The organism is Microcoleus sp. Pol7_A1 (assembly GCF_036701085.1).
Taxonomy (GTDB): domain Bacteria; phylum Cyanobacteriota; class Cyanobacteriia; order Cyanobacteriales; family Microcoleaceae; genus Microcoleus; species Microcoleus asticus.
The window spans coordinates 118,627-133,366 of record NZ_JAUBQD010000010.1; the positions used below are offsets into that span (position 1 = coordinate 118,627).

A 14,740-nucleotide genomic window follows, 5' to 3' on the forward strand; every position below is an offset into this window, starting at 1 on the left:
TGCATACTTACGTATATGGGTACTTACCCGTCAATCCCATGAACTCAGAATTAGAATTCTCTTGGAGCAAAACCAAAGAATCTGCCGATCGTATTTTTGCTCAAAACACCGGCAAACATCTCAGCGACATCGAAATGAAAGTCCTTCAAGGTTCCTGGGAAGGAAAAAGTTACGATGAAATCGCCAAAACTTACGGCTACAGTGCTGAATACCTCAACAAAGATGTCGGCAATAAATTGTGGCACAAGCTTTCAGAAGCCTTAGCAGAAAAAATTACGAAGAAAAATTTTAAAGAAGCTCTGAGGAGATTTGCATCGCAAGAGTCCACTCAATATATTAACACCAACCTGCTCTTACAACCACTGACTGCGGCAAATTTGCAGTTTCCCGAAGGCTCGGTATCATTAGATTCTCCTTTTTATGTAGAGCGTTGCAACATTGAATCTTTGTGCTGCGAGACAGTTGTGAAACCCGGTTCGCTGATTCGGATTAAAGCACCGGAGATGATGGGTAAAACTTCATTGATGAACCGAATTTTAGCTGGCGCTGTTCGGGAAAACTATCACGCAGTTTATCTCGATTTGAGCGCCGCAGACCGAGGAATTTTAACAAATCTTGATAAGTTTCTGCGCTGGTTGTGCTTGATGGTAAGCCGACAGTTAAAGTTAGAAAACAAGTTAAACGAGTATTGGGATACGGATATTTTGGGCAGCAACGATAACTGTACGGTTTACTTTGAAGAGTATTTGCTGGCAGCAACACAAACGCCTCTGGTTTTGGGGTTGGATGAAGTCGATCGCCTATTTCCCTACACCGAAGTAGTTGAAGATTTTCTGGGGATGCTGCGAAGCTGGCACGAAAAAGCCAAAATTTCGGATATTTGGAAAAAGCTGCGGTTGGTAATGGCGCATTCTACGGAAGTTTATATTCCTTTGGACATGAATCAATCTCCGTTTAATGCGGGGGTTCCCGTTGAGTTGCTGGAGTTTGACAGCCAGCAAATTCACGATTTAGCTCGGCTGCACGGCTTGGAGTGGGATGAGGGGCAGTTGCGAGAGTTAATAAGTGCGATCGGCGGACATCCTTATTTAGTTAGATTGGCAATGTATGAGATTAGTTGTGGCAAAATCTCATTAACTCAGTTATTAAAAAATGCGGCATCAGAATCTGGAATTTACAGCAGTCATTTGCGAAAGCATTTGGAAATACTGCAACACAATCCCGAATTAGCTTTGGCTTTGAAAAAAGTTGTCAATTCGGCCGAACCAGTTGAATTAGATTCGATGCAAATTTACAAATTGCACAGCATGGGAATTGTGCGGCGGCAAAACAATTATGTCATGCCGCGTTGCAATTTGTACCGCGAATACTTCTGCCGCGTTTTAGGTTAAAAAGCGGAGATGAACACCTGATTGGGGTTGACATTGGTAATATTTTGGTCTTGCACAACACCAATCAAATCACCCTTGTAGAAGACTCCAGTGTCTTGGGCATTGCTACCTTCCCAGTTGCCAAGCCCAAGGGAGTAATCATAATTGAAAAGGCCTTTGATTTGGATTTTATCGGTTTCAGCTAAACTAAAGTCCGTAATTGTGGCGTAGCCATTTCCGAGGTAGTAAACGCTATTTATGTCACCCAATACAAAGGTATCCTTTTCAATGTGACCCGTGAGGGTGTCGAATTCATTTTGCCCAAAGCCGTAACCAGTAAGTTGATCGTTACCGCTTCCGCCTAAGAGAATGTCGTTGCCCGTACCGCCAAGTAAAGCATCGTCTAAAGTACCGCCAATCAGCAGATCGTTACCAAGGCCGCCAACTAGATAATCGTAGCCAACGCCGCCATATAAAGTGTCATTACCAGCCCCACCATCGAGAACGTCGTTGTTAAACCCACCATCTAGATAGTCATTTCCACCAAGGCCCGACAATATGTCGTTTCCTGCATAGCCAGAGATTGAGTCATCTGCATTAGTTCCAACTAGCTTTGGCTTGTCGATACCATCGTCATTGAAGTTGGTGCCATTAATAATTGCCATTTCAGTTGCTCCTTATTGTTCAAAATTAGGACGTAGAGATTGAGCGACCTGTGCGATCGCTACTACATTGTTCGGAATCGTTGAAACTTGATTTATTCGCTGTGTTGTTTTTGAGGGCAAGCTCTCAGCCCGGTGAGAAACTAAGTCTCTGGGAAAAACAGAGTTTCTTAGAATTCATTCGCGCTCTTGAGGGTCGATTTCTAGTTCCAGGCTTTATGTTTGCCAATAGAATGCCTGGTTTTAGCAATCCACTCAGTCATCACCCCCAACTCCTACAGCGCCTCCAAATCCCACAACTAAACCTAAAGTGGAGGGTTGACGATAGGGGCAGAAACCAAGTTTGTTTGGTTAAGCTCGACGTTTTGCACAACAGCAATCAAATCATTTTTGTACAAGATATTAGTGTTGCTGCCAGATTTCACCAGCGAGTAATCCTGCGTACTGCCAGCAACCTGGATTTTATCGGCTTGTAATGACTTAAAGTCTGTAATTGTGGCGTGGCCATTTCCTAGGTAGTAACCGATGGTGGAGTAACCGAGTACGAATGTGTCCCCTAGAGTACCACCAGTGAGAATGTCGAATTCCGTGCTGTTGCCGAAACCATCAAGGTAATCTTTACCGCTTCCGCCTAAAAGAATGTCATTGCCAGTGCCGCCATAGAGATTGTCATCATCCCAGCCGCCTACGAGACTGTCATTATTGGCTCCACCAAATAGATAGTCATTTCCCAAGTCGCCGATGAGAGTGTCATTTCCGGCTTCACCATACAGATTGTCATTACCACCTGCACCATCAATATAGTCATTACCAGCTTCACCATCGATATAGTTGCCAACGGCATTACCTGTGATGGTGTTGTTGAGGGCATTGCCGTAGCCTTCATATGCGTTGCCGATCAGCTTCAGGTTCTCCTGATTCTCGCCTAGCCTGTAGCCCAGCGGAAAGGTGACGGAAGAGATAACGGTGTCGATGCCTTGATTAAAGTTCTCGGTAACTTTGTCATTCTGGCTATCCACAATGTAGGTGTCATTGTCTGCGCCACCAAACATATCGTCGCTACCTGGGCCACCATCTAGATAGTCATTTCCACCAAGACCCGACAATATGTCGTTTCCTGCATAGCCATAGATTGAGTCATCTGCATTAGTTCCAACTAGCTTTGGTTTATCGATATCGTTGTCATTGAAGTTGGTGCCCTTAATAGTTGCCATTTCTGTTGCTCCTGGTTGTACAAAATGAGGAGGTAGAGATTGAGCGCTCTGTGCGATCGCTACTACATAGCTCGGAATCGTTAAAACTTGATTTATTCCCTCTGCCATAACTTTTGTAGCGCCGTCAAATACTACGGCTAAGTTGAACCAGGCAGAGGGTTATCAGCTTAGCCAGGAAACGGATCGCCAAGGATGAAGTCCGTTGCTTTGACATTGGTGATGTCTTGCAACACACCAATTTCATCATTTCCGAACAATATCTTAGTATCTAGAGCAGCGTTGCCATACCCGAAGTCTCCAGACACCAGAGTGTATTTATCTAGAGTCTCAAAGAGTGCGATTTTATCGCCTTCTAATGAGTTAAAGTCTGTAATTAAGGCGAAACCAGATCCGGTGTAGAAATTGTAGTATGATTGCGCGCCCAGCACGAACTTGTCCGCGTCAGCGCCGCCTGTGAGGGTGTCAAATTCGGTGCCGTTGCTGAAACCGTTAAGGTAATCATTGCCAATACCGCCAGTGAGAATGTCGTTGCCAGCATCGCCCCACAAATTGTCGTTGCCACCCTCGCCATACAATTTGTCGTTGCCAGTGCCGCCATGCAGGTAGTCCTTCTCAGTGCCGCCATACAGGTAGTCGTTTCCAGTCTCGCCGTACAAGTTGTCCTGGCCACTGCCACCGTAGAGAGTGTCGTCGTTATTGAAGTTGTTGCCGCCGTTGCTGCCATCACCGCCGTAGATGTTATCGTCACCGCTGCCGCCGGATAATAGATCGCTCCCTCCACGACCGTAAATGATGTCATTGCCTCCAAGTCCGTAGATTTCATCATTGCCAAGCGTTAATACTGGCCCATTCGGACCTTGCTGCCATTGCTGATCGGTTCCCACTAAATTGTTGTCATTGAATTGAGTACCGTAGATAGTTGCCATTTCAGTTGTTCCTTTGTATTTCAAATTAATTGATTTATTTAGAAGTAATGCTGGCAGTTTGTATTTGTTTGCTGCTCTTTTCACTTCCTGTTATCAGTTTCTTGCTAAAACTCCTGAACCGCAAGGGTGATAAAATCAGGTATTATAGGAACTAATAAATAGCTTCAGGCTCTGAATTTATAGGGAAAAATCAGGTGCAGCCTGATAAAGCATCATAAAAATCCGCAAAAGTCAGGTTTTTTGGTAAATATCTAAATAGTCATGTTAGCTATCGTAGAATCGAATCTAGATTTTAGTGCAGGCAATGATGAAAGAATCTCCAGTTAGTTATGAATATCAGATTGGCGGGAGTCTCCCCGCAGATGCGTCGAGTTACGTGACGCGACAAGCAGACTTGGACTTTTACGAAAGTTTGAAAGCGGGTGAGTTTTGTTACGTTTTGAATTCGCGGCAAATGGGCAAATCTAGTTTGCGGGTGCGGGCTATGCAAAAATTGCAAGCTGAAGGTACTGTTTGCGCTTTTATCGATTTAACTGGGATTGGTAAAGAAGATGTAACTCCCGAAAAGTGGTATGCAGGCATTGTCAATTCTTTGGTCAGTAGCTGTCAGCTAGGAAATAAAATTAATTGGCGGAATTGGTGGCGCGAACGCCGGGATTTGTTATCTCCCGTGCAGCGATTTAGTTTGTTTATCGAAGAAGTTATTTTAGTTGAAATTTCCCAAAATATAGTTATTTTTATTGACGAGATCGATCGAGTATTGAGCATGAATTTTTCGGCTGATGAGTTTTTTGCTCTGATTCGCTGGTTTTACAATCAAAGAGTTGACAATACTCTGTACCGGCGTTTGACTTTTGCGCTGTTGGGGGTGGCGACGCCTTCGGATTTGATTGCGGATAAAACTCAAACTCCTTTTAATATTGGTAAGGCGATAAATTTACGCGGTTTTCAGATTGATGAAGTGCAACCTTTGATTGAGGGTTGGCAGGGGCAAGTTGGCAATCCTGAAAGTGCGATCGCAGATATTTTGGATTGGACGGGGGGACAACCTTTTTTGACGCAAAAGCTGTGCAAGTTGGTGCAGGAAAAGGAGTTGAAGAAAGTTAACCGCAGAGGCGCTGAGGGCGCTGAGAAAGACAGGCAGGATGCCTGTTCCACCCCCACAGACAGGCATCCTGACTGTTTCACCCCCACAGACAGGCAGGATGCCTGTTCCACACAGGAGGAGGGAGTTGAGGGGTTGGTGAAGTTGCAGATTGTGGAGAATTGGGAGTCTCAGGATGAGCCTGAACATTTGAAAACTATTCGCGATCGCCTTTTGAGAAATCAGCAAAAAGCGGGGCAGTTATTGGGGCTTTACCAGCAGGTTTTGCAATCCGCGACCCCCCCCCAGCCCCCCCTTAGCAAGGGGGGGCTAAATGCTGCTACTTCACCTCTGGAAGAGGAAGAAATAGCCACTCTTGCTCCCCCCCTTAGCAAGGGGGGGCTGGGGGGAGTTATTGCTGATGGCAGCCCCGAACAAACAGAATTGCGACTGTCAGGTTTAGTGGTGCAACAGCACGGAAAATTAAAAGTTTATAACCGAATTTATGCCGAAATTTTTAATCTTGAATGGGTGGAAAAACAGTTAGGAAAACTGCGGCCTTATGCGGAGAATTTTAATGCTTGGAATGCTGCCAATTTTGAGGATAATTCGCGGCTGCTGCGGGGTCAGGCACTGCAAGAAGCTTTGGAATGGGCAAAATATCAAAGTTTAAGCCATCTGGATTACCGCTTTTTAGCGGCGGCTCAGGATTTGGAAAAGCGAGAAGTTGAATTGGCTTTTGCACTGCAAGCTGAGGAAAGTCAAATATTGGCACAAGCTAATCAAACTTTAAGTCTGGCTCAGCATCAAGCTAAAACAGAGTTAACGTTCGCTAAAAAACAAGCTAGAAGGATAATTGCGATCGGTTCGACAATTTTAGGGATATCTTTAGCAGCAGCTATCGCCGTACAATTGCAAGTAATTAAAGCCGATCGAGAACTCGCAGAAACCAAAATAGTCCTCGAAAGTTTGTCCTCAAAGACAACTTTAGCCTCCAACCCTTTTCCCGCACTGATCGAAGCACTGCTTGCAGCACATAAACTTAAAAAATTAGAGGCATTCAGTCCGGCCAAATCCGAAACTAAGATGCAAGTATCGATCGCCCTCCAACAAGCACTTTACAGCATCCGAGAACGCGATCTGCTCCTCGGCCACCAAGCTGCCGTCAAAAATGTCGTTTTCTCGCCCGATGGCAAAATCCTCGCATCCGCTAGCGAAGACGATACTGTCAAACTCTGGAACCCAGACGGCATATTGCTCAGAACCCTCACCGGACACGGCGACAACATTTGGACTGTCAGTTTCTCACCTGATGGCAAGACGATCGCATCTGCTAGCGAGGATGCTACTATCAAACTCTGGAACCTCGAAAACGGCACAGAAATTAGAACCCTTACAGGGCATAGGGGCTGGGTGAGAGGAGTCAGTTTTGCTCCCGACGGATTGGCGATCGCATCTTCGGGTTCCGACGGCACTGTCAAACTCTGGAATCCAGCAGACGGCACTTTGCTCCAAACCTTTACCGGACATAGAGGCTGGGCAACGAGCGTCACTTTTTCGCCCGACGGGTTGGCGATGGCATCTTCGGGTAGCGATCGCACTGTCAAACTCTGGAATCCAGCAGACGGAACCGAAATCGCCACGCTGAGGGGCCATACCAATGCTGTCAGAAGTCTCAGTTTCTCCGACGACGGCAAAACCCTAGCATCCGCTGGTGAAGACGGTTTAGTCAAGCTGTGGGATGTCGAAAACCTGACTCTCCTCAAAACCCTGCAAGCCGACAGCCAGCAAGTCTGGAACGTCAAATTCAGTCCCAGAGGCAGCCGCAACCCAACTCTGGCTACCGCTAGCGAAGACGGCACCGTCAAATTGTGGAATTTATCGCTGTTAGGAGGCATCGAGCCGCAAACCCTCAAAGGACACAGCGGCAGGGTTGCGAGCCTTAGTTTCAGTCCCGACGGCCGCACTTTGGCAACGGCAGGTACCGATCGCACGGTACGACTCTGGAACCTCACCGGCATCGAACCGAAAGTTCTGGAAAGCCACCGCCGTCAGGTTTTGAGTGCGAGTTTCTCGCCCGACGGCAAAACAATTGCCTCCGGTAGCAGCGATCGCACTGTTAAATTGTGGAATGCACAAAACGGCAGCGAAATCAAAACTTTTATAGGACATCGAGGTGCTGTCACCAGCGTCAGTTTCGCCCCTGACGGCAAAATTTTAGCATCCGCAGGAAGCGATCGAACTATTAAATTGTGGAACCTAGAAACTGGCACCGAAATCAAAACTCTTTCAGGACATCAAAGGGGAATTGATAGCGTTGTTTTCAGTCCCGACGGTAAAATTTTAGCATCAGCAGGAGTCGATAAAACTGTTAAATTGTGGCATCTAGAAAGCGGTGCCCAAATCAAAACTTTTACAGGACATCTCGAAAGAGTTAGAAGTGTCACTTTCAGTCCCGATGGCAAAACTTTAGCATCCGCAGGGAACGATCGCACAATCTATTTCTGGGCTTTAAACAATTTAGAACCTACCCCAAGAAGGATTTTGAGAGCGCATAACAGCCGAATTACCAGCCTCCGTTTCAGTCCCGACGGCAAAATTTTAGCATCTGCTTGTGATGACAGCACCATTAAATTGTGGAATGCAGAAACCGGCACCGAACTCAAAACTATTCAAGCACACGGAACTTGGGTAAAAAGCATTAGTTTCAGTCCCGACGGCAAAACGATCGCATCTGCAAGTTTCGATCGCACAATTAAACTGTGGAATGTAGCAGACGGCCAAACGGGATCGGAGGCGCGGTCCCTACAAACTTTTGAGGGACATAGCGATCGAGTTAATGACGTTAACATCAGTCCCGACGGGAAAACTCTTGTTTCTGCCAGCGATGATTCTACTTTAAGAATCTGGAATTTGGAACTTGATGTAGATAGTTTAATGAAACTAAGTTGCCAATGGCTGAGCAATTATATTGCTAATCATCCCGAAGAAAAAGCGATAGCCGAAATCTGCAATCCTTAAAAAACAGGACTTACACAATTGGCACATTAAACAAAGGTATGTTGTTGCGCTTCAGCGCTTTTTTATATCCGAAGAGCGCTGTAGCGCAACAACATACTTAAAAGTCTTGTGACTGTTGCGTAAGTCCTGAAATTAAAGAATTGGCAACGACTAATAAACTAAGGGTTGGGATTACAGGTCTACAGTTGCATTCTTTTTTTACTGGTATAAACAAGCGCCCAACATATAGCTGGGTATTTAAGTTTATTTTGTAAGTAGTCTGACAGTAATTGCTTCTTGGCGAGACATTTTCCTTGTCAAAAATGTTGTTTTTTTATCTAATAAACATTACTTGCTTTTGGCTTTTACTGCCCTAGACTCTACTTTGAATCCTGGAATATGTTGCAGTTCTGTTTCGCTCAAACTGTACTGTTCGCAAACCAAACTCAAACGAGCTCCGGTACTTTTAACAGCGTTGACAGAGTGAGTCAAATCTCCTTGAAAATAGACCAGCGAGTTCGCTTGCGGCTTAATCTGCCCGACTTGCTGTTTGTTGCGCCGCAGTATCAATTCTCCCCCTTGCAAGTTCGGCGGCACTTGCACGTATAAAACGCTGACGGCTGCGGGAGGTTCAACAGTTTTGCAGTACGATCGCAAAGATCGATCGATATGCGGATCGACGCGGGAACCTTCACCCAGCAACAGGGGGTTGAGGTAAAAAGCATTGCATTCAGGCTGTAATGCTTGGTCTAGATAGGGTTTGAACAAGGGAAAACGCTGTTCTACTTCGGCGATTTCCGAACGTTGAAACACCACGGAAAACCCTTTTGTGCCAATGAAATCGCGGTTGAGGTTGTTGATTGCTAGATAAGGGGAGGCTAGAATTGCTCCTCGCAAGTCGTTGAGGTAGTCGATCGAGAAAGCGTTAGGATGTTGGCTATAGTATTTCAAGGCACTCAAAAATCATCAAAGTTTAAGGAAACAGCAGATAGGAATGCAGCAATCGCTCAGACTTGGGATTGCTTCTTCCGCGCAATGACATAATAATGTTTATTTGTGTCCGCGTACTTAAGTCAAAGGTTTTTCTTAACTGCGGGCGATCGCCCGGAAGTGTCGCCACCGACTAGCAACTGCCAAATATTACTATACAGGCGATCGACATATAGGCGATCGTCCGATGGCAAAACTCAGACCAATAAATCCTTTAACCCGCTATAAATAAGGGGGAGGCGCGCCGAAGCGCACCCTACAAATAATGTTGGCGATTTTTAGAGGTTCGCACGCGCGTGCGAAGTTCACGCTGGCATTATTTTTATTTCTGAAGGCGACTTGCTGGGAAGCGAACAGATTGCGATATTCAAAGAAGCTGTTGCTGCAATATATACTGAACTTGAAGCTGGGCGCTATATGGTGAATCGAGTTCTTTACATAGCAGCAAACTGCACAAATAATTTCGAGACTTTTTTGCCAGATATGTAAAAAGAAGCATTGTAGTTCAGCCTTTGGCCAGATGACAAACCTTAACTCATCACAGCAATATTGATAATATTTCAGGTCAGAGTATATGTCGCAATACTTCGGAAAACTCCAAACTACCTAACAGCCTTGGTCAACGATCTCCCCCGTACAATCCATACATAAAACCGATCGCACAATTCACTTCAACTGTACCAATTCCGCTCTCAAAATCAGCATCTTCGCACCGAATTTAATCCGAGTGCGAATGTCACAGACAGGTTAATTTAAAAGCCGATCGCACTCAATAACTCTCGCTGACGAAGAGTGGGAAATTACACCATTTGAAGTGCGAGAAACAGATGAAAAAATAGAAATTGAAACATCACAAATAACGATTTCAGTCAAGCGATCTCGTGCTGGAATCGAATGCTTTGACAAATCGGGAAAACCATTTGCTAGCGACTGCGATCCCAGTATGGGATGGCGCACAGGCGCAACCGCAGGCTGGAAACGCATCGAAGCAGACGAACACTTCTACGGTTTCAGCGAACGCACCGGCTTTCTCGACAAACTCTCCGAAGTCAAGACAAACTGGACAATAGACGCCCTTGACTACAATTCCCTCAGCGATGAAATGTACCAAGCGATCCCATTTTACATCGCCCTGAATCCCGATCGCGCTTACGGCATTTTCTTCAACACGACATTTTGGAGTCAATTCGACATCGGCGCCCAACAACCGGGAGTTTTGCGGATGGAAACCAGAGGCCCGGAACTCGACTACTACATCATTTACGGTCCGGAACCCGCCCAAATTCTCGCCACCTACACGCAGTTAACCGGCCGGATGCCGCTTCCGCCAAAATGGGCGCTGGGATACCACCAATGCCGCTGGAGCTACGAATCCGAGGACGTTGTGCGGGAGTTGGCGAAGGAATTTCGTGATCGGGCGATTCCCTGCGATGTCATTCACCTCGACATCGACTATATGGACGGCTACCGCATTTTTACCTGGAGCCCGAAGCGTTTCCCCGATCCCGCGAAACTGATCGCAGACTTGAAAGCAGCGGGTTTTAAGGTTGTCACGATTGTCGATCCCGGTGTCAAGTACGAACCGGAAGGAGATTATGAAGTATTCGATCGCGGTGTGGAAAATGACTATTTCGTCCGCACCGCAGAGGGAAGGCTATTCCACGGTTACGTTTGGCCCGAAAAAGCGGTGTTTCCCGACTTCTTGCGGCCAGAGGTGCGCGAGTGGTGGGGCGAATTGCACAAAAACCTTACAGATATGGGCGTTGCGGGGATTTGGAACGACATGAACGAACCTTCGATCGCCGAACGGCCTTTTGGCGATGGCCACGAACACATCTGGTTTCCGCTGGATGCACCGCAAGGCCCGGAATCCGAGGGCGCAACCCACGCGGAAACGCACAATTTGTATGGGTTGATGATGGCGAAAGCTTGTTCGGAAGGGTTGCAAAAAGTGCGATCGAACGAGCGATCTTTTGTGCTGACGCGATCGGGTTTTGCGGGCATTCAGCGTTACTCCTCGGTATGGATGGGCGACAATCAATCGCAGTGGGAATACTTAGAAATGTCGATGCCGATGCTTTGCAATATGGGGCTTTCCGGCGTGGCGTTTGTCGGTTGCGACATCGGCGGTTTTGCGGAGAATGCAACCGCCGAAATGTTCGCGCGGTGGATGCAGGTGGGAATGCTGTATCCCTTGATGCGCGCTCATTCGGCGATTAGTACGGCGCAGCACGAACCGTGGGTTTTTGGCGATCGCACTGAGAAGATTTGCCGCGAATACATGAATTTGCGCTATCAGTTGTTGCCTTACATTTACACGTTGTTTTGGGAAGCAGCGACGGCGGGAACGCCGATTTTGCGACCGTTACTGTATCATTTTCCGCGCGATCGGGCAACTTATCACCTTTACGATCAAGTATTACTCGGCCCGTCGCTGATGGCTGCACCTGTTTACCGCCCGGGAGTTGAGCATCGCGCCGTGTATTTCCCGGAGGGGACTTGGTACGATTGGTGGACGGGTGAATGCTATCAGGGCCCGATGCACATTTTAGCCTATGCACCTTTGGAGAGAATGCCACTTTACGTGCGGGGTGGGGGCATAATTGCGATCGCACCTGTGAGGCAATTTGTCAGCGAAGAACCGCTTGAGTCATTGAAAATGCGAATTTGGCCCGGAAGCGGTGAATGGACGCTTTATGAGGACGACGGACACAGTTTTGAACATGAAAAAGGTGTCTCGGCAACGACTAATTACAAGGTGTATTTGGAAGGGGAAAAAATCATCGTTGAAATTGCCGCGCGCGAGGGTCAATTTTCGATATCAGAACGGGAAGTTATTGTGGAAGTTGTTGGCGTTGGCGAACAGCGATTTACAGATGATGGTACTGTGCGGCGTTTGACATTTGGATAACTTTGGCATAAAGCGGTTTATGCTATGGTGGGATTGATTCAGGGCGATCGCTCGATCTGGTAGAGTTTGAGATGGAAAGGGCGATCGTATCATGGAAAATAGGTGAGTCTGTGATTCCGGTGTGGTGCGATCTAATTCATCAGCAATGGGCGGGTAGGTTGAATGGGTAGGTGCGAGCTCCAAGAGTGTGCTTCCTGCAGGGTGCACCTAGATACAGAGATTAATATCATCAGCTTTTTCAGCTTGATGGTGAAAAATGTTCGTTATGTTACAAATTTGGCGGTGGTGGGTTACGGCAGGGCAAATTAATTATTTGTTTTGACGCTATCCGTTATTGCCCGTGCCTAACCACCCCAGTTAGATGAGATTTTATGAGCACCACATTTACGGGAGAACCCTATCACCTAGCTAATTTGTTGCTTGTCGCTGCCAAAAAATCAGAAAGTGAATGATTGGGAGAGAAATAGAATGTCTACAACAATTGAACAAGTTAAGAAGCAGTTATCTAGTCCAAGTGAGCAAGAAAGACTTGCTGCTTTATCAGAGACTCTCAATTATGGTCAACAAGGTTTAGAACTATTGATTGAACAGTCTATCAAAGATCCATCAGACCGAGTTAAACAATTTGCCTACAGAGTTTTTCGTGGTGATAATTCTTGGTTGATGGAAAATACACCAGAAAACTTAATTAATTGCCCAACAGATATTATTACTTGTCTAGCAATAAGTCCAGATAATACTATTTTAGTAGGAGGGAGTTGGAAAAAGATTTGGGTATGGGATTTGCAAACGGGGGGAATAATTCGTAGTATTGAAGGACATTTGCACTGGGTTTTGTCTGTGGCTATTAGTCCTGATGGAAATACATTAGTTAGCGGAAGTGCAGATAAAAATATTAAGGTATGGAATTTAAAAACAGGGCAAGTTATTCGCACGCTCAACGATCATTCTAGTTGGATTACTGCTGTTGCTATCCCTGCTGACGGAAAAAAAATTGTTAGCGGTAGCACAGATAAAACCATCAAAATATGGGAGCTAAATACAGGTAAGCTAAGTAAAACCATAAAAAATGAAAAGGAACTATCTTCTGTTTTGAGCTTATGTATTAGCCAGGATGGAAAAGTTATCGCTTGTGGAAGCACTAATAATAAAATTACATTATGGAATTTAGATAGCGGTCAACTCATAGGCAGTATTGAAGGGCATTCGCCTTGGATCCAATCTTTAAGTATTACTTCAAGCAACACAACCTTAATTAGTGGAAGTCGTGATGGGGTTATCAAATTTTGGCAATCCAAAACTGAAGAAGTGTCTTCAAATCAATCAGCTTCTGTTTTGGGGAAAGGTTTAGTAGATGTAGCAGCTACTGTAGCGGGATTTTCATTAGGAGGGCCTATAGCTGTCGGGGCTTGGGTTTTAGGTAGAGTTATTGTTGGCGCATTAGATAATAAAGATTTGTCTACGTTACCTCTTCAAAATTTAGAATGCACCAAGACTTACCCAAATAATCAATCAATTAATTCTTTAGATTGTAGTGTCGCTCAAAATATACTTGTAGTAGGTTTTTCCAAAGAGATTAAAATCTTTGATTTAAAAGATTATAGAATAATTTACACTCTACCAGAACAACCGGGTTTTATTAGCTCTGTAGTTGTTAGTCCTAATGGAAAAATTCTTGTCATTGCGGGTAAAGATTGGGTAACATTGTTAGAAGCAAAAACCGGAAAGGCACTCCATGCTATTAAGGGTTGTTCTTACCCAAAATTAAGCAAGATTGTTATTATTGTAGAACCTCCCCTACAACTTCTCTATGGTCAATCTAAACGTTTTACAGTTAAAGGTTATGACCAGAATAATATAGAGATGAACCTTAACAATAAAGATGTTAAATGGAAAAGTGCCGGTGGTGAAATAGAACAGGGTTTATTTACCGCAGGTCAAAGAGAAGGAAGATTTGAAGTTAAAGCAAAGATAGGCATTTTTGAGGCTTCTGTCCCAATTACTATTATTTCTCCTCCTACAATTACAGAGATTTGTGTTACTCCTTCTAGCATTACTTTAGCATTTAATAATCGTCAACAATTTACAGCACAAGTTTTAGATCAACGACGAAATCAGATGCAGGAAACTGTATTATGGGAAGTAAGCGGAGGGGGGAAAATTGACCAAAATGGCAATTTTATAGCTGGAAGCAAGCCAGGTAAATTTGAAATCATAGCTTCAGTCAGTTCAATTCGTCGAGTTATTTCAATTACGATTATTGAACCTCCGAAGCTAAAAGAACTAATTATTACATCCTCAATAGATCAATTAGAGTTTGGGCAGAATTTTCAGTTTGAAGTGAAAGGCTTAGATCAGTATGGTGACAACATACAAACTGGGAAAATTACTTGGTCAGCAAGTAGCGGAGGTGGAACGATTAACCAAAATGGCAATTTTATAGCTGGAAGCAAGCAAGGAAATTTTGAAATTATCGCTTCAGTACGTTCTATTCATCGAGTTATCCCAATTACGATTATTGAACCTCCGAAGCTAAAAGAACTAATTATTACATCCTCAATAGATCAATTAGAGTTTGGGCAG

General features: G+C 45.1%; 7 protein-coding genes and 1 pseudogene. 4 read left to right on the top strand and 4 right to left on the bottom strand.

Annotated features, from left to right (window positions below; translation table 11 throughout):
* The first annotated feature begins 38 nt into the window (after window positions 1-38).
* Complete coding sequence (locus tag QUA20_RS08895; protein ID WP_172192031.1) at window positions 39-1,391, top strand: AAA-like domain-containing protein; 1,353 nt, start codon at window positions 39-41, stop codon at window positions 1,389-1,391.
* On the opposite strand, the gene QUA20_RS08900 is transcribed toward QUA20_RS08895, so the two are convergent.
* The 3 genes from QUA20_RS08900 to QUA20_RS08910 all read right to left on the bottom strand — a co-directional run bounded on the left by QUA20_RS08900 (window position 1,388) and on the right by QUA20_RS08910 (window position 4,172).
* Window positions 1,388-2,035: a calcium-binding protein gene (locus QUA20_RS08900; protein WP_333187812.1), complete on the bottom strand. Its 648-nt coding sequence runs from the start codon at window positions 2,033-2,035 to the stop codon at window positions 1,388-1,390. The genes QUA20_RS08895 and QUA20_RS08900 overlap by 4 nt on opposite strands.
* A gap of 302 nt (window positions 2,036-2,337) precedes the next feature.
* Entirely contained in the window at window positions 2,338-3,246 is a 909-nt protein-coding gene (locus QUA20_RS08905) for a calcium-binding protein (RefSeq protein ID WP_333187815.1), read from the bottom strand.
* 167 nt (window positions 3,247-3,413) lie between these two features.
* On the bottom strand, window positions 3,414-4,172 hold the full coding sequence (locus QUA20_RS08910; protein WP_246277008.1) for a calcium-binding protein: 759 nt from the start codon (window positions 4,170-4,172) through the stop codon (window positions 3,414-3,416).
* A gap of 304 nt (window positions 4,173-4,476) precedes the next feature.
* Between QUA20_RS08910 and QUA20_RS08915 the strand changes: the two genes are divergently transcribed.
* Window positions 4,477-8,277: a WD40 domain-containing protein gene (locus tag QUA20_RS08915; RefSeq protein WP_333187820.1), complete on the top strand. Its 3,801-nt coding sequence runs from the start codon at window positions 4,477-4,479 to the stop codon at window positions 8,275-8,277.
* Between the two features lie 327 nt (window positions 8,278-8,604).
* Here QUA20_RS08915 and QUA20_RS08920 read toward each other — a convergent pair whose 3' ends face one another.
* Window positions 8,605-9,216, bottom strand: coding sequence for a 2OG-Fe(II) oxygenase (locus tag QUA20_RS08920; protein ID WP_333187823.1), 612 nt, complete (start codon window positions 9,214-9,216; stop codon window positions 8,605-8,607).
* An 802-nt stretch (window positions 9,217-10,018) separates the two neighbouring features.
* On the opposite strand from QUA20_RS08920, the gene QUA20_RS08925 reads away from it, so the two are divergent.
* Entirely contained in the window at window positions 10,019-12,157 is a 2,139-nt protein-coding gene (locus QUA20_RS08925; protein ID WP_333187853.1) for a TIM-barrel domain-containing protein, read from the top strand.
* A gap of 468 nt (window positions 12,158-12,625) precedes the next feature.
* Window positions 12,626-14,740, top strand: a pseudogene (locus QUA20_RS08930) (WD40 repeat domain-containing protein); the annotation flags it as partial.